The sequence below is a fragment of the Bacillota bacterium genome, from assembly GCA_012842395.1.
Taxonomy (GTDB): Bacteria; Bacillota; SHA-98; order UBA4971; family UBA4971; genus UBA6256.
The window spans coordinates 28,210-47,658 of sequence record DUSX01000035.1; the positions used below are offsets into that span (position 1 = coordinate 28,210).

Consider the following 19,449-nt stretch of genomic DNA (forward strand, 5'->3'; position numbering starts at 1 on the left):
GCCACGCCGCTCTGGCGACGCGACCGGCAACGTCTGTCGCATGCCGAACCGTGGCAGTGCGCGCGCCGTCTCCCGCGAACGTCACCCTCGCCCTGGAGGCTTTCGGTACGTGTTTTGCTACAAATCGACGCCTTGGTCATCCGGGCCCTCTCCTCGAGATCTTGCGCCTTCGAAACGACGCGTGTAAGCTTCGAGAATCTCGTTGAACCTCCGCCCCTCCTTGGACTCCACCTGCGACCCGCGGTCCTTTCGACCTCCGTCCTCCCTGCTTCCCAACGATCGCGCGTCAATCTCCGCCACCACCGAGATTTGCGAGCCTGTGGCACCGAGCACGAAGAACCTCTCGCCGAGCCGCACGAGGTGCAGACCCCTGCCGGGCCCGAGCGGCAAAGACTCCCGCAGCTCCATAGCCGGACGGCCGCGCACGCCCACTCGTCGCTGTTGCAGAGAGCGCAGAACCAGCCCGGTAAGGTATATGAGCGCGATGACCACAGCAAGGCCTACCACGAGCCGGATTCCCAGAACGATCGGGTTCACTGCCGCCGCCATCCCCTTTCAGGCGATCCACTCAGCCATCTCAGCTCTTCGAGCTGCTCAGCCTATCCGCAGGGGCCACGATGTCCACCACGCGGACACCGAAGTTCTCGTCGATGACCACAACCTCGCCTTTCGCGACCAGCTTCCCATTGACCAGGATGTCCACGGGTTCACCGGCCGCCCTGTCGAGCTCCACCACGGAGCCGGGGCCAAGGTCGAGGACGTCTCGTATGGTCATGGTAGTCCTGCCCAGCTCCACCGTGATCGGGAGAGGCACGTCAAGCAGCAGATCAATGTTGCTGTGTCCTGCCTGGCGTGACTTCTCCCCGAACGGCGCGAACTCCGCCTTTTCAAAAGCCCTTTCCAGACTGCGCTTGCCATCCTCGGCACCGGAACCCGACGCCCTGGCGCCTGCGACACCACCGGGACCGGGGTCAGGCCCTGTCCGGGCGCTGCCTTCCCCGCTTTCGGCGTCATTTCCGGATATCGTGCCAACGTTTCCCGCATCCGCCGCCTCTATAGGCCCTGATGCGCCCGGGTCAGATGGGACGCCGAGGTCCTCATCGAAGAGATCGTCGGTCATCACAATGTCCCTCCCCTGTCGTGAAGCACGCGCGATACCTGAAAAGCGAGCCTCTTGCCGATCACCCCAGGCCGCGCGAGGAACTTGGCTCCGCCGCCCACACGCACCAGGAGATCCTCGCCGCGCCTGGAGTCAAGCCTTATGATATCTCCCGGCGCGAGGTCGAGGAAGTCGCCCACGAAAATGGTGGCTTGGCCCAGCTCAACAGTCACGGGCACCTGCACCGTCGCAAGACGCTGGCGGATAGCTTCAGCGGATGCGGCTTCCGTGCCCCGTCCGACTTGTTTCTTGAACCACCGCGTCGCCACGAGCCTTGGCAACACTGGCTGGAGCACGGGGTACGGCAGGCATAGAGTCACGTTTCCATCAACGTCCCCTAAGGCGACCTGGAGTGACACGGCCGCGACGGTCTCGGTCTCAGCCGTGACTTGAGCGAACTGCGCGCTTGCGACGATATTCTCCAGCCGCGTCGAAAAGGCGATTACGTCAGCCCAGGACCGCGCCAGGATGTCCAGGACCCTGCCTGCAAGGTCCTGCATGAGCCGTTGCTCGATGTCGGTAAGCTCGCGCGGCTTACCCTTCGCCTGCCCGGGTCCCCCAAGCACCCTATCAAGGATCGCGAAGGCCAGCAGGGGATCGAACGCCAGGATGGCCTCGCCGTCCGGCGGGCTTACATTGAAAACCGCGATCACGCCGGGACTCGGCAAGGACGACGAAAACTCATCGAAGGACAGCTGTTCGCACGACGCCAGGCTGACCCGCACCGGAAACCTCAGGTACGTGGACATCCACGTCGAAAGCGACCGGGCGAAGGTCTCGTGGATTATCTCGATGGTGCGAAGCTGGTCCTTGGAGAGCTTGTCGGGTCGGCGGAAATCGTATGGTCTTACCTGCTTCGCCCTGCGACCTTCACTTTTCACGGCCGGCTGCTCTTCCTGCTTGGCGAACGATGAAAGCAGCGCGTTTATCTCTTCTTGCGAAAGGATCTCGTCCAAGTTCCCGCCCCCGCATCTCGGGTTGCCGAAGCTACTGGATAACAAACTCCAGGAAGTACACGCCCCTCACACGGGGCGGCTTCAAGCCGTCGCCCGAAAGCGCCTTTTCTATGGCATCGGCCACGCGGCGGCGTATCGCATCCCTTTTCGAAACATCGCTAAGGTCCTCGAGGCTGTACGAAGACAGCACCGCAAGGATGGCGTCGCGAACTTTGTACTCCACCGCCCCGATCTCGGTGCTGACCTTCTTGTCAGCGCACTCGACGCTGATGGAGGCCTTAAGATACCGCGTGCCGTTCGTGCCCGCCACGTTGACTATGAAAGGCTCGAACGAATACGTCGGGCCCGGCTTGGTCGCAGCCGACTCCGAGGTGGTTGCCTCTCCAGCACCTGTCGCCGCCTGCCCGCGCAGACTCCAGGTGTAGAAGATCGCGCCCCCGGCCGCTGCAAGACAGAAAGCCAGGACGGCTACCACCAGAAGCGGGGAGACCCTGCGCCTCCGGCCGGCTACCCTCCGCTGTTGGTCCTGCATGGCGCGAAGGTCGCGTGCCGATAACGTGCCCCCGGGCCTCTCTGGAACCTCCCAACCCTCTCTCACCGGCGGTTGTGGTCCGGACGCGGGGACCCCAGCCTGGCCTCGCACCGCGTACCTCCCCCCCTCCGGGCTCGCCTCTCCAACGACGACCTTCCCGGTGGGAGCGGTGGGCGTGCGGCTCGGCGCGCTCGTAGTTACGGCTCGGCTCGGCCCGGACCTCTGATAGTTCGCGATACCTGTAGGCAAGCTCAATCCCCCTGTTCTTTGCTCGACTCATTCGGACCCAGTAACTTCTCCTTTTCCTTCAAGATGACTATGTCCACTCTGCGGTTAAGCGCCCTGTTGGCCTCGCTTGTGTTGGGTACCTTCGGCCGGTATTCGCCGTACCCCATCGCGGTAAACCTTTCAGGAGCGAGGCCCGCTGTCTCAATGAAATACCTCAGGACCGTGCACGCCCTCGAAGTCGAGAGCTCCCAGTTCGACGGGAATCTTTCGGTGCGTATCGGCAGGTCACATGTGTGTCCCTCGATCCTGATATCGTTCGGGATCTTGCGCAAGATCACCGCCACTTCCGAAAGAACGCGCCTCGCCTCGGGGCGTAGGTCTGCCTGGCCGAGGTCGAAAAGGACCTTGTCCATGAAGCTTACCACGAGACCCCGTTCCGTGACCTCCAGATGCACATCGTCTGTCAACGCCTGATCCTCGAGAAACGACTCAAGCTCCTGCATGACCCCTTCTAGCTCGACCTCTGACTTTCCCGACGGTCGGAGGTCGCTCGGGGGCTTCGGGACCGGCATCTCACCCGGGTTCAGGACCTGCGGTCCCCCGGTGAGCACGCCGAGTGCACCCTGAAGCGATATGACCGCCTGCCGGAACTTGATCGCGTCGATGGACGAGAACGCGAACAGCAAGATGAAGAAAGTCAGCAGCAACTGGGTCATATCGGCATATGATGTTATCCACGGCGGGGACCCTGAGGGCCCGTCATCATCGGATCTCCTGCGTCTCATGTCTTCGCACCAGCTGTTTCCTTGCCCGCCGCGGCCTCCGCTCCCGCGGCGCCCGCCGCCGCAGTTGCGTGCGACCCTTTCTTGTAAACTACTTTCGCTCTAGTTGCGGGAGGCAGGAACGCTCTGAGCTTCTCCTCAACGATCCTCGGGTTGTCTCCTGACTGGATCGCTAGGATGCCCTCGATGAGGATCTGCTTCTCGAATGCCTCCTCGGACGCCCGAACCCCGAGCTTCCCCGAGAGGGGAATGAATACGAGATAAGCGAGGATCGCCCCATAGAACGTGGTAACGAGGGCTACAGCCATCCCGGGACCGATGGAGCTCGGGTCGTTTATGTTCCGGAGCATCTGGATGAGTCCTATCAGGGTCCCGATCATGCCGAACGCGGGCGCGAATAGCGCCATCTGGTCGAACAACTTGCGTCCCATCTTGTGGCGCTCCTCGATGGCGTCGAGATCGGCCTCGAGGATCTCCCGTATCACCGCGGCATCCACGCCGTCCACCACGAGCTGCAGACCGTGCCTTAAGAAGTCGTCCTTGACCTTGTCGAGGTTGTTGTCGAGCGCGAGGAGACCCTCGCGCCGTGCAAGTTCGGCGAGGGATATGATCTGCATGATCGTGGCCGTAAGCTCCGATGGACGCCGCGTGAACGCGATCTTAGTGACGCGCAGCACGTTTTTGATGTCGTCCAACCTGAAGTTTATGAACGTTGCGCAGACGCTCCCGCCGATGGTGATCATCACCGATGGGATGTCGATGAAGCTTCGGATCGACCCCCCCATCTGGATGGCGGTGACGACGAGCGTGAATCCCGCAATGATCCCAATGAAAGTGGCAAGGTCCATGTTACGCCCCCGCAACTCGCATGGCACTCGTGTGACGGTGCCGTTCTAGTGATGCATGCCTCGCTCGCTCTACTCCTGAGCGCCCTGGCACAAGACGTCCACGTCCATGGGCGCGTCGTCGCGCCGGAATCCAGGCTCCCGGCTGACGCTTTGCCGACCCTTTCCGCGCCTACGTGGCCTGCTCCGCGCCGGAGGCGGGAGCCTGGGGCCCGAGCGCGATCGCTCTTTTATACCCGACCACCGCCGTCACCACATCGTCCACGGCGTCCTTCACGACAAGCTTCTTGCCCGTTGTGAGCGTGATGATGGTGTCGGGCGTCGCCTCCACCGTTTCTATGAGGTCCGCGTTAACCACGAGTTCCGAGCCGTCTAGCCGGTGTACCCTAATCATCGCAAGCGCCGCCTTTCCTCTCGCGAGTGCTGTCTTCGGATCTGCCGTCCAGTCCTCCGCTCATACGAGGCCGCTTGCTCAAAACCAAGAGCAGAACGCGAATCACCCACGCCCGAACAAGGCGGCCCGTGGGCCCGCCCCGCACCGTGTCCCATAAAGCCCTGGTTAAGGGCCGGAGGCGGAGGAGCCGGGCGGGCCCGCCTCAACCCGTGTTAACGCTTGAGACTCAAGAGATCCTGCAACATCTCGTCCGCTGTGGTGATCACCCTCGAGTTCGCCTGGAAACCGCGCTGCGAGATGATCATGTCGGTAAACTGCTTTGCAAGGTCGACGTTGGACATCTCCACCGCGCCGCCGATGATCTTGCCCTTGCCGTCCTTCATCGGCTCGCCGATTATCGGAGCGCCCGAGTTAGGCGATACCTGGTAGAACCCTCCACCCATCCGAAGGAGGCCGCCAGGGTTCGCGAAGTTCGCGAGCACGATCTGCGCCAACGTCCGATACTGACCGTTAGAGTAGATGCCCGTGATTATCCCGTCCGCGTCCACGGCGAAGGTCTCGAGAGTCCCGGCAGGGAAGCCGTCCTGGAAGCTCATGGACACCGACGAAGGCTCCGCGTATTGCGTCAGGCTTTCGAGATCAAGGCTGACCCGCTGAGGAGCCGACCCGTCGGTCGGCATGATGTCGAACTGAGGCGGGTAGTCATACCACTGATCTTCCGGACGTCCTGCGTTGTATTTGGCACACGCCGCTTCAGTTGCAGCAGGATCGAACTTACCGGTATTCGTGAAGATCAGGTAACCTTCGCCTACTATCTTGTTCTGGCCGTCCGGAATGAGAGGGTCCATTACCTCCCACTTCCAGGCACGCTCGCCAATATCGTCACTGGAATCATCGGGGTCGCCAGGAGCACCTGTGGCAGGATCCACATTGGGGTCGAGCTTCTTGAAGGTGATAGGCAGCTTGTGCAAGAGCCCGAGCGAGTCGTACACCTGGAGCAGTCCCGAGAATTTCCCACCGGTCTCGGCCCCAGTGGTGGGATCATAAGCATAGGGATCTGCCTGGGAATCAAGGTTCCCGCGCAGAATCGCGTTCTTGGTCGCTGCAGCCTCCATGACCTGGCCTATGAGAATCTTGATATCGGTCGGTGGTTGGGTGCTGTCGATCTCCCCGGTAGCGGGGTCAACCGGCTTCCCCTGCACCCTGTAGCCCGTTGCCGGGCTTACCAGCACGCCGTCAGCGCCTATTTGGAAGCTGCCGTCGCGCGTGAAGTAAGTCCTGAGCCCATCGCTTAAGACGAAAAACCCGATCCCGTCTATGGCAAGGTCACTTGGCACCTCGGTCACCTGGATGTTGCCCTGAGTGTGCCAGGTATCTATGCTCCTGAGGCTTGTCCCGAGGCCAACCTGCATAGGGTTTATGCCACCCCTTCCTCCCTTGACCGGCGCGCCACCGCCGCGAATCGTCTGCACCAGAAGCTCGTGGAACGTCACCCTCCCGGCTTTATAGCCGGGGGTGTTGATGTTGGCGATGTTGTCGCCTATCACATCCATCCAGACTTGATGCGCCCTTGAGCCGGATACTCCGGCAAACATGGACCGTAGCATTGTCTCACTTGACCTCCTTCCTTCTGTGGCCGCCAGTGTCGCCGGCGGCCCGGGGCCCCCTCGGAAGAGGTCCAGCCCCATGGCGCGGTCTTTGGCTTCACACTATCACCGCACTATCAATGTTGGTGAAGACGTTCTCCTTGATGTGCTCGCCGTCCACCGCCGTGATGACGGTCCGATTCCTGATGCTCACGACGAGGGCGAGATTGTCCATGAGGATGAGCGACTCCCTTGCACCTTTGGCCGAAGCCCTGTCCACCGCCTGGGCGAGCTTCGCCATGTCAGCCTCGGAAAGCGAGATGTTCCTCGTTCTCATGCGCATCTGAGCGTGGCCGGAGAACCTCACGCCCTGCCCTTCGATCTCCTTCCGGAGGACCTCTCCGAAGGACGGGGCCGCGGCCGTACCCGCGTCTCGAATTGCCTCGTTCCGAACGCTCCCGGCACCCCCGACGCCCCCGGCGGGCGCTGTCGCTCCGGAGCGCACCTGGAACTCGGGCGGTATCCTCTCAACCAAAGCAACCACTCCTCGAGGCAACGTCTCCCGCGTTTACGATATCTCCGTAACGTCGGTGACGAGGACTTCCTTCCCTTCGACAACGAGGTACGCCACGCCGTCCTCGAACTTCACGCCGGAGACCGTGCCCGTGACGACCTCGTCGTCCACCGTGGCGGTCACCTTTCGGCCGATGAGTGCCGTGGCCTGCGTGGCGTGCTGCATCTTCGCGAGGCCCTCCATGGCGGCGCTCAGGTTCTCCATCTGTTCCAGCGTGGAGAACTGCGCCATCTGGGCCACCATCTCCTTGTCGTCCACCGGCTGGAACGCGTCTTGATAACGCAGCTCGGTGAGGAGCAGCTTCAGGAACGCGTCCTTCCCCAGCTCGGTCCGGGTGGCCTCGTCCGAAGAGGTCTGTGTAGTGGTGTCGTACGCACGCGTACTGGATGTAGCTGCAACGTTCATCAGAAACCCTCCTTTCCTTCTGGAAGTGAAGTGACCCGGCCGCCTGCCGCGTCTCTCGGAAGCGTGCGGGCAGGTGCCGCGCTCGTAATCCGCTATGCCACGCAATCCACAAGGTGGACGCTTCCCGCAGACGGCCTTGAGGTGGCGAAAGACGTCGCTCCGCGCAGCGCGCCTGACCTGCCCGCTCTCGGCGCCGCCTCCGCGAGCCCGTGCCCCGCGCTGTCCCCGGGCCACCGCGAACCGCCCCCGCTCCACGCGACCCCTGCTCCGAAGCCGCTGGAGACGGCGACCGCCCCGAGGTCAATCCCTTTCTCGGCAAGCGCGGCCTTCAGGTCGCCGAGCCCTGCCTCGATGAGCTGCCTGGTCGCTGCGCTCTCGGCCCTGATCTCCGCCACCACCCGCCCTTGCTCACTGGTTACCTTGAGGTGCACCTTGCCCAGGACGTCGGGCTTGAGGTCTATCGTCATCTCCGCCTCGGACCTTCCAAGGCGGAGCTGGGCCCGCTGGACGATCTGGTCGATAACGGCCCGCGCCGTGACCGGTGTCTCGCGCTCGTGCGCCTGAGGACCGTGAGTCACCTGACTGCTTATCTGCTTAGCCTCGTGCGACGCAGACGAGTTCGGACTCAAGGGCGTCGCAGATGGCTTGTCCAACGCTGTCTCGGAGTTCTCACGCTCCGCGGCCCGTCTTCGCGCCGTGCCCACCGAGTCGTCGGCCGCCCTGTGCCCGGATGCCCCGAGACGCTCGGACGCGGGTCTTTCTGTTGACACTTCCACGTCGGGAACGGCCGTCTCTTGTACCGGAGGGCATTCCTGCCGGAACAGCGCGTCGCTCCCCGCGGTATCCTCATGCTCCTTCCGGGTCGCCAGCGCGTTGCGCTCTCCGGCTGCGGCATGCGGGTGATGCGCGCCATCCACCCGGGCATCCCCTGGACTACACGGCTCAGTATGGGGTGCTCGACTCGGCTCCTCCACCCTCGCCTTCGCCTCCACCTCCGCTCCCGAGCGGGACTCCGCCGGCGTCTCGCAGCGGATGGCCTCCTCATGGCGCCCGTCACCAACATCGGTCTTCCCGCAGGCCGCATCATCCGCCCGTCCCGCACCCGCCACGGCTTGCCCGGCGGGAGCTCCGGGCGGGACAACCGCATTCCGAATGGGGACGTCCCGGGCGGCAGCCTCTCTGGGAGTCGTGTCCTGGCCCCCCGGAGGTGTAGCACCCAGCGTCTGCGTTTTCGCGCCAGCGTCGCAGTCGCCGGATTCAGCCTGACGCGGCACTGACACGCCCGTGGGAGCAGCGCCGACACCCTCCTCCCCGAGCCGCAGCACACGCGGCACACGCGCCATATGCCCCGCGTCACTCGTGTCGTCGCGCGCGGTCTCGACCCCGCCTCCGGCCAGAGCTTCCGCAGTGGCACTGACCATTGTCCTCTCGGCTCGCGGCGGACGCGCGCCCGGCTCTGCGGCCGAGCCACCAGGCACAAGCCTCATCGCTCGTGTTCGCGAGCCAAACGAGGCTGTCCTTTGTGCGTTTCCGACGACCGAACCGCGCCCGGAGGTGATCTCCACCCCCGCGTCAGCCAGGAGGTCGTCCGGGAAGCCTCTCGAGGAGCTGGCTGCTCGTTCCGACGTATCTCGCCGCCCGGATCCTGGCAGCCGCGCCGGTGCTCCGTCTGACGAGACGATCCCCAGCCCTGTCGTGGCCTCCGGGCTTTGTCCGCGTCCAGGTCCCAAGCTGCTGCTTGTTCCTCCGAGCTTCGCGGTAGGCTGCTTCGGGTTAGCGGTTGCCTCGGGACTCTCGCCCGCTCCCGCGCCCGCGCCTAGATCGGCGCCGGCGCGTACATCCACGACGCCGGCATTTTCGCCTGCCGCAAGTTTCCTCGTGTCCCCGTTCTCACGGCGCCCCAGCCGGTGGGCAGCCTGGCCGTCACCGAAAGATGCGGCCTTCGATGCGCCATCGGAGCCCATGGGAGCCACCCGGGAACGGGCACCCTCCACTGCCGCCTGCCCGCGTTCAGCAGCGCTTTCGTCGAACGAACCGTGATGATCCGCGCCCACGTCGTTGCCTGGGGCGAGCTCATCTCCTCGCGCCCCCCGTACAGCCGCGACGCCTCCCTCCTCCGCCTGCTCGTCAGCCCGCGCCGGCGCCTCCTGCCGCGCGTGCCAGGAGAACCTCTCGTGCGTCTCGCCCACGTGCGCGTCACGGGAGGAAACCGCTTCTCCGGCTCCCGCCGCCGGTCCCTCCACGGGCTGCGTGCCACTCGAGGCCGCACCTACTGCACGCGCACGCCGGGATTCAGGAAACGCCGTCGCCGTAGACGCAGGACGTCCACCCACGCGCCGCGCGAGCGCCTCGGCTCGCCCGGTCTCGGCTGACCGCCCCGCAGAGCTCGCAGGCATGGTTTCCCGACCAGCCGCCCCCAGAGAGGCCGAAGGCATGGCCGCGGCCGCTTGCGCGGCTTGCGCACCCTGCACCTGCGCCTGCCCCTCTCCCTCTCCAGAGTCACGGCGCTGCGCCTCGGCTGATCCACTGTCAGCCACACCGAGCGTAGCCTTCACCCCCGCTTCGCGCAGGCCGAGGCCGGCCTCTACGGGCGGGTCCTCCTCCGCGCCGCCCTTCCCACGGGCCGTCGCGCGCCCACCGCGCCCACGCGGCTCCCCGGGCGCGGCCGCCGCCGGGCCCGCGAGCGAGCGCCCCCGGGCGCGGGTTTCGAGCTCCGCCGCCAGCTCCGCCGCGAAGTCCGCGCGGGCATCGACCCTTTCCCCCGTCTCCGGGTCCTCGGCCGCAGCCGCGCCGGCCGCTCCTGCCAGGCCCTCCGCGCTCGTCACGAGCCTGCCCACGCCTGCCGGGCGCGGCTCAGGACCGATCGCCTGCGCCTCGTCCAGGCATATGGAAAACAGTATCTCCACTCAGGTCTTCACCTCCTTTCCGCGCGTACCTCATGGTCCCCACCTCATCGAGGAACGCCTGTTCCGACCGGGATACCTCCTCGCGGTAGCGCGCGTATGCCCGCTCCCTCAGCTTCTCGACGACCTTGCGCGCGCGCCGCGCTGCAATGAGCGCCTCCCGCTTCAGAGTCTCCTCGCGGACCGCGCGATCCACGGCCGCCCGTTGCTCCTCGATGCGACAGGCCAGAAACCCTAGATAGCGGTGGTAGGCGGCGATCCACTGGACGTCCAGGGCGCCGTCGACGTTCGCCCGCAGGCCCTCGAGGGTCGCGCCACGAGCGGCTCTCAGCTTCTCAAGCACGGCCTTCTCACGCCGGACCGCTTCCTGGGCTCGTGCAAGCTCCTGCCGGAGCGCATCCTCCCTCAGCCGTCTCACTTCCAGCAGCTTCTGCAGGCGAAACTTGAATCTCCTCATCGTCCGAACATGCTTCGCAGTCTCGAAACGGTCTCCTTATAATCCGCCTTCTCGTTGATCCCTTGTTTCAGGAAGGCGTTTATGTTGTCGATCATCGTCATGGCCCAGTCGATCTTCGGGTTGCTCCCGGGCACGTAGGCCCCAATGTTTATGAGGTCCGCAGCCTCCCTGTAGATGCTGAGCGCCTCGCGCATTTTCGCGGCCGCCTTTAGGTGCGCCTCGTCTGTGACATCCGGCATCACCCTGCTCACGCTGGCGAGGATGTCTATCGCTGGATAGTGGTTCAACATTGCGAGCTCCCGCGACAGGACAATGTGGCCGTCGAGAATGCTCCGCGCCGCGTCAGCCACAGGCTCGTTCATGTCGTCCGCCTCGACCAGTACCGTGTAAAGGCCCGTGATGCTGCCCGAGGATGAGTTCCCGGCGCGCTCGAGCAATCGAGGCATCATGGAGAACACCGACGGGGTGTAGCCGCGGGTGGTCGGCGGCTCTCCGATGGCCAGCCCCACCTCGCGCTGGGCCATGGCGAGGCGGGTCAGGGAGTCCATCATGAGCAGCACGTCCCGCCCGGTATCGCGGAAGTATTCCGCGATCGCCGTCGCGAGCAGGGCGCCCTTGAGCCGCACGAGGCTTGCCTGGTCCGACGTGGCGACCACCACCACAGACCGCCTGAGCCCCTCGGGGCCAAGGTCCTTCTCGATAAACTCGCGGACCTCGCGACCCCTCTCCCCCACCAGCGCTATCACGTTCACGTCGGCGGAGGTGTTCCTCGCGAACATGCCCAGGAGCGTGCTCTTGCCGACACCACTCCCCGCGAAGATCCCCAGCCTCTGCCCCTTGCCGCACGTGAGCGCCGCGTCGACCGCCCGCACGCCCAGCGCAAGAGGCTCCGAGATCCTCGCCCGCTCGAGCGGCGGCGGAGGCGAGTTGAGGAGAGGGTACTCGGCCTCTGGCTTGATAGGGGCTTTCCCGTCTATCGGCTGGCCGAGGCCATCGATGACGCGCCCGAGAAGCCCCTCGCCCACAGGTGCCATAGCCTCGCGCCCGCTTGCGACGACCTCGCTTCCGGGTTCGATGCCGTTCCTGTCGCCGAGGACCATGAGGAGCGTTTTTCCCTCCCTGAAGCCCACGACCTCCGCCTGGACCGGCATCCTCTGTCTTCTCGTGTAGATTCGGCAGACCTCGCCCACGTGCGCGGGCGGGCCCATGGACTCCACCACAAGCCCAATGACCTGCACGACCCTGCCGCTCACCCTGAGCGGGTCGCACGCCCTGACGGCCGTCTGGAATCTCGATATGTCCACGCCCCTTCCGGCTCCGCCCCTAGAGGGCGAAGCGGAGGTCACGGCGGGTTCAGAAAGGAGCGGCATCGCCGTTACCAAAGAAAGCCCTCCTCACCTCGCGCAGCTGGGTTCCGAGCCGCGCGTCCACCGAGCCGAAATCCGTCTCCACGATGCATCCGCCGGGCTCCACCCTGGGATCCTCCACGATCTCGATGGACGTGACGTCATCGGCGATCCTCATGATCTCGTCGCGGAAGTCCTTCACCCGGTCGAGATCCCACGCGCTCACCCTGATCTTGATGGGCCCGCCGGCCTTTGCCTTCTCCACAGATTCCCGGACCATCCCGAGGACGACCGACCCATCCAGGGACACCTCGTGCTTAAGGATCTTCTCCGCCACCTCGATGGCGAGCTGGGCTACAGTGTCCTCCGCCGCTCTTACGGCGCTCTCGGTGGCCTGTGCCACCCCGCGCGCCAGGGTCTCCAGGTACTCTAGAAGATCCCGCGCGTGCTCAGTCACCCTCGCCGCGGCTTCCGCTCGCCCTTCCTCGTAGCCCTTGTCGTACGCCTCTTTCAAGATCCGCGCGCGCTCCCGCTCCGCCTCCTCGAGCCTGGCCTTGGCGGCCAGCTCTGCCCGCTCAATGAGGGACCGGGCAAGCGCGGCAGGATCGACCTCCGCATCCACCGCCCCGCGCCTCCATCCACGCGGAGAGGCCGTGGGCCCAGACAAGGTGCCAAGAAAGGCCTCCAGCTTCTTGTCGCCGATGAGGTCCGGATTTTTCCAGACTTCTTCCGCCTTGATGATCCTAGACAAGAACCTCGTCCTCCGCGCCTCTTGCGATGACAATGTCGCCCGCTTCCTCGAGCCTGCGGATGATCGTGACTATCCGTTGCTGAGCCTCTTCCACCACTCGGAGGCGCACGGGCCCCATGAACTCCATGTCCTCGCGCAGCATCTCCGCGGCGCGCTCCGACATGTTGCTGAAGATCCTCTTCTTGACCTCCTCGCTTGCGGCTTTGAGTGCGAGCGCGAGGTCTTTCGTGTCGATCTCCTTGAGGAACGTCTGTATCGCCCGGTCGTCGAGGAGAGTGATGTCCTCGAACACGAACATGAGGTTCTTGACCTCCTCAGCCAGCGCCGGGTTTTGTTCCTCCAGTTCCTCGAGGATGGTCTTCTCAGTTCCCCGGTCCACGCGGTTCAGCACGTCCACGAGGGCCTTCGTGCCCCCCGCGAAATTGTAGCTCTGGCCGCCGATGGAATAGAGCCGGCTCTCGAGGACCTTCTCCACCTGGGCGACTACCTCCGGAGCGGTCCTGTCCATCTCGGCGAGCCGCACGGCCACCTCGGTCTGAAGCCCCTGGGGGAGCGCTGAGAGCACCACCGCAGCCTGCTCTGGACGAAGGTAAGCCAGGATGAGCGCGATGGTTTGAGGGTGCTCATTCTCGATGAAGTTCACGAGCTGGGCCGGATCAACTTGTCGGGCGAAGCTGAACGGCTTCTCCTGGAGCGACGCGGTTATCTTCTCGATGATCTCGGCGGCGCGGTGCGGGCCGAGCGCACGCTCCAGTACCTGCTTCACGTACTCGATGCCGCCTGTGGCATACTCTTGAGCTTCACATTTCTCGTAGAATTCATCCAGAACTTGCCTGCGGATCTCGGGCGGCACGTTGCCGAGGCTCGCGATCTCGAGAGTAAGCTGCTCGATCTTGGCCTCGTCGAGGTACTTGAACACCTCCGCCGACATCTCCGACCCAAGAGCCACGAGAGCTATGGCTGCCTTTCTCTTTCCGCTGAGTTCAGTGGCTGGCGCCAAGGCCGGTCACCTCTTGTCCTCGTCCATCCACCCGGATATCACCCTTGCGGCCGTCTCAGCCGCTGGCGCAGGGCGCGTGGGGAACTCCTGCGGGGCCCGCGCCGGCTCGGCCGGCCTCCCACCCTCGGCCTCTTCGCCCGCGGCGGCCACTGGAGGAGCCGCGACCTCAGCCCCTCCGGCTCCGGGCCCAGGCGCAGGCGCAAGGGCTGGCATTGCGGGAACGGGCACTGGGATAGGCCGCCCCGGCCCTCTCTGACGCACCACGGATATCACGAACCCGATGAGGAAAAGCGCGATTATCCCCGCGAGGATGTACTCTATGTTGGCCACGAGCACCTCGCCGATGTTCAAGGGCTCCTTCGCCCCCTCTTCGCCCGCAGCCCCCGCTGTCCCGCTTTCCGCGGCCAGCGGCGCGCCGAACTCCATGGGCTCCACGATGAGCGAGTCGCCCCTAGCAGGGTCGATTCCCACCGCCGCACCCACCGACCTTGTGATGGCCTGAAGCTGCGTATCACTTAAGGGAGCCGCCACTATGGCCGCTACCGAAAGCCTCTTCACCTCGCCGGGGGCCTTGACCGTGTGTTCGACCACCCGGGATATCTCGTACCGCGTGGTCTCCTCGGACCTCTCCTCTCCGCTCACCTCGCCGGGACGTTGCCCAGTGCGGTAAACACCGCCCGCGACCGCCTGGGTGCCATCAAGCACCGCGCTCGCGCTGGTGCCGGATGTCCCTGCCACTCCTGCTGACCCCGCTGCCGCACCTGCCCCTGTTGCCCCTGTTGTCCCCGCCATCCCTGCCGACCCTGCCGCGACCGAGCCAACCGTGGAGAGCGTCCCGGCCCCGGAGGCGCCTGCCGCGTCCACGTTCGACGCGGTGCCCGGCACCCCGGCCGCGGCCGCGGATGAAGTCGAGCTAACCTCGTGAACCTTGGTCTGCTCGCGGATCACGCCGAGCCCCGTGGGCATAGGCTGGAAGAGCTCGCTGTTTTGCTCCCGCCGGTCGAAGTTGATCTCGGCATTCACGCGCACCACGACTTTCCGCGGTCCGAGCACCTCTGTAAGCATGCTCTCGACGCTCTTCTCGAGATCCTTTTCGTAAGCCCTCTTGGCCTCAAGCTGGGTAAGCGTGAGCGACGTCGCCACCCCTGTGTCGGAATCGTCGCTCGCGGCGTAGAGAATGTTCCCGTCCACATCCAGCACCGTTACGTTGCTGGGGCTCAAGCCTTCGACGCTCGACGAGACCAGCCTCACGATCCCCTCCACCTGTCCCCTGGACAACGTCGCGCCGCTACGCAGTTTCACCATGACTGAGGCCGTGGGCGGCTTTTGCTCGTCGGTGTATAGTTCGGGCTCCGGTATGGCGATGTGAACCCGGGCGTCCTCGACCTCGCGGAGCTGGAGTATGGTGCGGGTAAGCTCGCCCTGGAGCGCCCGCTGGTAATTCATCTTCTGGGTGAACTCGGTGACGCCGAAACTCGTCCTGTCGAATATCTCGAATCCTACGGTGCCGCCTTTGGGCAACCCCTGGCTCGCTAGGCTCATGCGCGTCTCGTACACGTCCGAGACGGGCACCATGATGGTCGCCCCGCCATCGGAGATCTCGTAGGGAACATTCATCTCCCGCAGCTTGGCCACGATGTCCGCGGCGTCGCTCGCCGAAAGGTTCGTGTAGAGCGCCACCATCTCGGTCTTGCCCGCTCTGCTCAAAAGGAGGACCATGGCGATCACCCCGAGGGCAACCGCCAGCAGGACCATGAGCTTTTGCCCGGATGTCATTTGGTCCCACAGCGAGCGCGCCTGGCGCCCGAGGTTCTGCCCGATGGCTGCCATGGCTTACACCTGCATCCTCATTACTTCCTGGTAGGCCTCGACGATCTTGTTCCTTATCTGCATCGTGAGCTGCAGCGCGACGTTGACCTCCTCGACTGCGATCATGACCTGGTGAAGGTCTTTGAGCTCGCCCGTGGCAAGCTGCTGGGTGAGCTTGTCGGCGTTTCTTTGAAGGTTATTCACCGTATCGATGGCGCTGTCCAGCATCTCCTTGAAGTCCTCAAGGGTGGCCTGGGCGCCCGTCGCACCGCCGCGGCTGAGCTCGTCGAGGGTCTTCCTCAGCGTTGAGCTGACCTTGATATCCATCGCACCACACCGTCCTCAGAGCACATCCGTGTTCCTTCACTTACTAAGCCCTGCCAATGTCCAGCGCCTTCATGGCCATCGTCTTCGCGGCATCAAGGGCCGTGACGTTGGCCTCGTAGGCTCTCGCGGCCGATATCATGTCCACGAGCTCTCTAACCGGGTCGACATTGGGCATCGCCACGTAACCCTGGGCGTCCGCATCCGGGTGGCCGGGATCATACACCATCCGCGGCGGAGACGGGTCCTCCACTATCGCGACCACGGCAACGCCCCGGCCCGGGGCTCCGGAACCAGAAAGCCGTGCCCCGACGCTGCCGCCCGTGCGCGTCGCACCGCTCTCACCTGTGGCCTCGCTCTCGAGGGCGCGGAAGACGACCTCGTGTCTTCGGTAGGGGCGCCCGTCCTCTGTGCGCGTGGTGTTGACGTTCGCAATGTTGTTGGCAATCACGTCCATGCGCAGACGTTCAGCGGCAAGCCCGGTTGCGCTTATCCTGAAAGAGGAGAAGATACCCACGTGTTACCGCCTCCCCTCACTTATGACATACTTGAGCAAGCTGAATCGGCTCGAGACCAATTGCGAGATGGCACTGTACGTGATGCTCGTCTCGGCCAACCGCGCGTTTTCGAGGTCGATATCCACGCTGTTGCCATCGGCCCTCACGGCAAGCTGGTCTTCCTCGATAACCGGCCGAAACGCCGCGAGATCACCGCGGGACGCTGCCGCCTTGAGCTCATCCTCAAACCGCACGTACTTGGCCTTAAAGCCCGGTGTATTGACGTTTGCAATGTTGTCCGCTATCACTTCATGCCGAAGAGACAGCGCGTCGAGAGCTTTCGACAGGATCGTGAGGGTGTTGTCCCCAAGAATGGGCTTCATCGTCTCCCTCCTGTTGCCGTCTGCGCACGGCGCACGGCGGCCTAGGTCGTCTGGGAACACGAAGAGACATGGACTCGCTTAAGGCACTAGCAATTGTGATGCCAGCTTGAACGAGGACAGCGTTCGACAGGAACCGCGCAGCACACCAAAAATGGGGTAGGTCGAGAGAGCCGCTTCGCCGCTCACCTCCGCCGCACGAGCAAAATTTGCTCACATCCATGTATTTCTTTCGCCGCAGCGCCGGACACTGTTCGTCATCGCAGCATCGGACACCGTTCGCCATCGGGCGAGTGACAGGACCACTGTGCTCTCTTTTTGAGGGGACGAGGCTCGGAGGGCGGGACTTGCACGCTGGAAGGCATCGGAGGTTCATGGCGATCTACTTAGAGCCGGGCGCCCCAAATAGACCCTGACATCTTCCGACTGGACCGGGGGACACTAATGATGGAGGTGGAGCTATGGGTCGAAATCGCAGCATTGTCTCGGATGAGGTGAAGTACGAGATCGCGCGCGAGCTCGGCTTCGCCGACAAGATCCAGGTGGACAATGGCGTGTACGACTATGGCAACATCACCACGCGAGAAGCCGGGCTGATAGTCCGAGGTCTCATTCAAAAGGCCGAGGAGCTCATGGCCAGGCAGATCGGGAGATAGGGGCTAACGCCCCTACTCTTCCTTTATGCCTCGTGTTGCAAGCTTCAAGAGAGTGCTTCAAAAGCGGCGGGAAAGAAGACGCGCAGGCGTAGGCCTCGACCTGCGGTTATGTCTGAATCATGGCCGGGCCGCGCACGGTTTCATTTTAGCCCTGAGCCTCTCCAGCGGGCTGGGACGCGCTTGCCGCATCGGGGTTCAAGTCTCCAAGGGGGCGGACTATCGTCTCCTGGACCTCAGCGAACAGCTTGGCGAACGCAACCTCAGCATCCAAGAATTCCCTTATATACGGATTGTATGAGATTATCTCGAGAGACCGATTGAACGCGTCCAGTTTCTCTTGGGGGACCTCCTCGCCCTTCCGGGCGAGCGCCTCGATATCCCGTCTCATTTTCTCGAAGTCCCGGAACATGATCCTCGCGGCCTCGTGAGACTCTATCTCGTTCCTAGCGTTTCGCACCCGCACGAACTCTGGACACTGCTTCAACGCATCCGCGAGCTCTCTCGCTTTCTCAATGACGGACATGCATCGCCCCACCACCATCGAGCAGCAGAGACTCTCTCGCCCGCCGCATGGCGGACATCATCCCGTTGTTCATGAGCCGTTGAACCTGTTCATGGCCTCGTCGATCCCGGAGCTGATCCAGACTTCCACGGCGTCGGCGGCCCTGCCGAACGCCTCTGAGACCGTGGGAAGCTCATCGCGGGTAAACCAGCCAAGCACGTGGCTTATGGCGTCGTCGGCAGGGCCCGGCTTCCCTATGCCCACCCTCAGCCTCGGAAACTCCTCGCTGCCGAGCAGGGCGATTATCGATTTCAGGCCGTTGTGACCTCCATCGCTGCCTTTCGGCCGCACGCGTATGCGACCCGGATCCAACGCCATGTCATCCACGACCACGAGGATATCCGGCAGCCCGATGCCATACCAGCCCGCGATGGCGCGGACGGCATAGCCGCTGCGGTTCATGTAAGTAATGGGCTTGGCAAGGAGCACTTCTTCGCCAGCGATCTCTCCCTGCCCGAGGAGCGCGTGGAATCGCCTCTGCCCGACCCTGATGCCTTTCCTCCTAGCAAGGAGGTCGATCACCATGAAACCCACGTTGTGCCTGGATCCCTCGTACTCGCTGCCCGGGTTGCCGAGCCCGACAACAAGCTTCACGAGCGTCCTCCGCCTCTTATCGTTCTTGCCTCTCGTCAGCTTGCCTCGCCGGGGGTTCCGGCCGCTCCGGGCCCGCCGGCCCCGCCAGCAGCAGCAGCCGCCTCGCCAGCTTCAGCGGCAGGCTTCTCCTCCGCGGCCTTTGTGGGCGCCGCCACGGCCACCACAGCCTCTTCCGCGTGCGTAAGCGTACGGACGCCATGCGGTAGCTTGAGATCGCCCACCTTAATGGAGTCCCCGATCTTCAGGCCGGACACATCGACCTCGATCCTGTCAGGCATTTCGGTCGGCAAGGCATGGAGCTGGATCTGCCAGAGCAAGTGCTCCAGAACGCCGCCGTCGTTCGGGCGTCTATCCTCGCCCACAAGCACCACCGGGATCATGGCGCTTATGGCTTCAGTGAGGGACACCTCCTGGAAGTCTGCGTGGATGATGTCACCTTTTATGAAATCTCGCTGAACCTCCTTGAGCACGGCGGTTTTCTCGACGCTGTCGCCCCCGTCGGCGCCGATGACCAATTTGACCAGCTTGCCGGCGCCGAGACCCGCCTGCACGGCCCTGTGAAACTCCCGTTCATTCAAGGTGATGGGAGTCGAGCCTTTCCCTTTGCCGTATATCACCGCCGGCACCTCACCCTTTGCGCGCGCCCTGTGCGCCGCGCCTTTGCCGGTCTCACGTCTCAGGTTCGCCTTCACAACTACCTCTTTCACGT

The 19,449-nt window shown here is 64.0% G+C and carries 23 protein-coding genes; 1 reads left to right on the forward strand and 22 read right to left on the reverse strand.

Annotated elements, in window-relative coordinates:
- Positions 1 to 117: 117 nt before the first annotated feature.
- The 19 genes from GX515_12090 to flgB all read right to left on the reverse strand — a co-directional run bounded on the left by GX515_12090 (position 118) and on the right by flgB (position 16,922).
- Positions 118 to 537 (reverse strand): FliO/MopB family protein, encoded by a 420-nt coding sequence (locus GX515_12090; GenBank protein ID HHY33735.1) that lies wholly within the window; start codon positions 535 to 537, stop codon positions 118 to 120.
- A 40-nt stretch (positions 538 to 577) separates the two neighbouring features.
- Positions 578 to 1,120, reverse strand: coding sequence for a flagellar motor switch protein FliN (gene fliN, locus GX515_12095; GenBank protein ID HHY33736.1), 543 nt, complete (start codon positions 1,118 to 1,120; stop codon positions 578 to 580).
- Entirely contained in the window at positions 1,120 to 2,115 is a 996-nt protein-coding gene (gene fliM / locus GX515_12100; protein ID HHY33737.1) for a flagellar motor switch protein FliM, read from the reverse strand. Before fliM ends, fliN begins: the two co-directional genes overlap by 1 nt.
- A 31-nt stretch (positions 2,116 to 2,146) precedes the next feature.
- Complete coding sequence (locus GX515_12105; GenBank protein ID HHY33738.1) at positions 2,147 to 2,896, reverse strand: flagellar basal body-associated FliL family protein; 750 nt, start codon at positions 2,894 to 2,896, stop codon at positions 2,147 to 2,149.
- A gap of 2 nt (positions 2,897 to 2,898) precedes the next feature.
- On the reverse strand, positions 2,899 to 3,660 hold the full coding sequence (locus tag GX515_12110) for an OmpA family protein (protein ID HHY33739.1): 762 nt from the start codon (positions 3,658 to 3,660) through the stop codon (positions 2,899 to 2,901).
- Positions 3,657 to 4,505, reverse strand: coding sequence for a motility protein A (locus GX515_12115; protein ID HHY33740.1), 849 nt, complete (start codon positions 4,503 to 4,505; stop codon positions 3,657 to 3,659). Before GX515_12115 ends, GX515_12110 begins: the two co-directional genes overlap by 4 nt.
- Before the next feature lie 169 nt (positions 4,506 to 4,674).
- Positions 4,675 to 4,896 carry a flagellar FlbD family protein gene (locus tag GX515_12120; protein HHY33741.1) on the reverse strand — a complete coding sequence of 74 codons (222 nt, stop codon included), beginning with the start codon at positions 4,894 to 4,896 and terminating at the stop codon, positions 4,675 to 4,677.
- A 212-nt stretch (positions 4,897 to 5,108) separates the two neighbouring features.
- A complete protein-coding gene (locus GX515_12125; protein ID HHY33742.1) occupies positions 5,109 to 6,503 on the reverse strand; it encodes a flagellar hook protein FlgE in 1,395 nt (464 codons plus the stop codon).
- Positions 6,504 to 6,600: 97 nt separating this feature from the next.
- The gene (locus GX515_12130; GenBank protein HHY33743.1) at positions 6,601 to 6,987 is read right to left on the reverse strand and encodes a flagellar protein; all 387 of its coding nucleotides are present in this window, start codon (positions 6,985 to 6,987) and stop codon (positions 6,601 to 6,603) included.
- Between the two features lie 63 nt (positions 6,988 to 7,050).
- Positions 7,051 to 7,461, reverse strand: a complete 411-nt coding sequence (locus GX515_12135; GenBank protein ID HHY33744.1) for a flagellar hook capping protein — start codon at positions 7,459 to 7,461, stop codon at positions 7,051 to 7,053.
- 92 nt (positions 7,462 to 7,553) lie between these two features.
- Positions 7,554 to 10,367 (reverse strand): hypothetical protein, encoded by a 2,814-nt coding sequence (locus GX515_12140; GenBank protein ID HHY33745.1) that lies wholly within the window; start codon positions 10,365 to 10,367, stop codon positions 7,554 to 7,556.
- The gene (gene fliJ, locus GX515_12145) at positions 10,315 to 10,821 is read right to left on the reverse strand and encodes a flagellar export protein FliJ (GenBank protein HHY33746.1); all 507 of its coding nucleotides are present in this window, start codon (positions 10,819 to 10,821) and stop codon (positions 10,315 to 10,317) included. The genes GX515_12140 and fliJ overlap by 53 nt, the downstream gene beginning before the upstream one ends.
- Positions 10,818 to 12,191, reverse strand: a complete 1,374-nt coding sequence (gene fliI, locus GX515_12150; GenBank protein ID HHY33747.1) for a flagellar protein export ATPase FliI — start codon at positions 12,189 to 12,191, stop codon at positions 10,818 to 10,820. The genes fliJ and fliI overlap by 4 nt, the downstream gene beginning before the upstream one ends.
- Entirely contained in the window at positions 12,175 to 12,918 is a 744-nt protein-coding gene (locus tag GX515_12155; protein ID HHY33748.1) for a hypothetical protein, read from the reverse strand. Before GX515_12155 ends, fliI begins: the two co-directional genes overlap by 17 nt.
- A complete protein-coding gene (gene fliG / locus GX515_12160) occupies positions 12,911 to 13,918 on the reverse strand; it encodes a flagellar motor switch protein FliG (protein ID HHY33749.1) in 1,008 nt (335 codons plus the stop codon). Before fliG ends, GX515_12155 begins: the two co-directional genes overlap by 8 nt.
- A 6-nt stretch (positions 13,919 to 13,924) precedes the next feature.
- On the reverse strand, positions 13,925 to 15,748 hold the full coding sequence (gene fliF / locus GX515_12165; GenBank protein ID HHY33750.1) for a flagellar M-ring protein FliF: 1,824 nt from the start codon (positions 15,746 to 15,748) through the stop codon (positions 13,925 to 13,927).
- A 3-nt stretch (positions 15,749 to 15,751) separates the two neighbouring features.
- A complete protein-coding gene (gene fliE / locus GX515_12170; protein HHY33751.1) occupies positions 15,752 to 16,054 on the reverse strand; it encodes a flagellar hook-basal body complex protein FliE in 303 nt (100 codons plus the stop codon).
- Between the two features lie 43 nt (positions 16,055 to 16,097).
- A complete protein-coding gene (gene flgC, locus GX515_12175; protein HHY33752.1) occupies positions 16,098 to 16,568 on the reverse strand; it encodes a flagellar basal body rod protein FlgC in 471 nt (156 codons plus the stop codon).
- 3 nt (positions 16,569 to 16,571) lie between these two features.
- Positions 16,572 to 16,922, reverse strand: a complete 351-nt coding sequence (gene flgB, locus GX515_12180) for a flagellar basal body rod protein FlgB (GenBank protein ID HHY33753.1) — start codon at positions 16,920 to 16,922, stop codon at positions 16,572 to 16,574.
- 467 nt (positions 16,923 to 17,389) lie between these two features.
- On the opposite strand from flgB, the gene GX515_12185 reads away from it, so the two are divergent.
- Entirely contained in the window at positions 17,390 to 17,584 is a 195-nt protein-coding gene (locus GX515_12185) for a small, acid-soluble spore protein, alpha/beta type (protein HHY33754.1), read from the forward strand.
- A gap of 145 nt (positions 17,585 to 17,729) precedes the next feature.
- Here GX515_12185 and GX515_12190 read toward each other — a convergent pair whose 3' ends face one another.
- The 3 genes from GX515_12190 to GX515_12200 all read right to left on the reverse strand — a co-directional run bounded on the left by GX515_12190 (position 17,730) and on the right by GX515_12200 (position 19,447).
- Positions 17,730 to 18,107 (reverse strand): hypothetical protein, encoded by a 378-nt coding sequence (locus GX515_12190; GenBank protein ID HHY33755.1) that lies wholly within the window; start codon positions 18,105 to 18,107, stop codon positions 17,730 to 17,732.
- Positions 18,108 to 18,176: 69 nt separating this feature from the next.
- Positions 18,177 to 18,740 carry an aminoacyl-tRNA hydrolase gene (locus tag GX515_12195; GenBank protein ID HHY33756.1) on the reverse strand — a complete coding sequence of 188 codons (564 nt, stop codon included), beginning with the start codon at positions 18,738 to 18,740 and terminating at the stop codon, positions 18,177 to 18,179.
- 35 nt (positions 18,741 to 18,775) lie between these two features.
- Complete coding sequence (locus GX515_12200) at positions 18,776 to 19,447, reverse strand: 50S ribosomal protein L25 (GenBank protein ID HHY33757.1); 672 nt, start codon at positions 19,445 to 19,447, stop codon at positions 18,776 to 18,778.
- Positions 19,448 to 19,449: the final 2 nt, after the last annotated feature.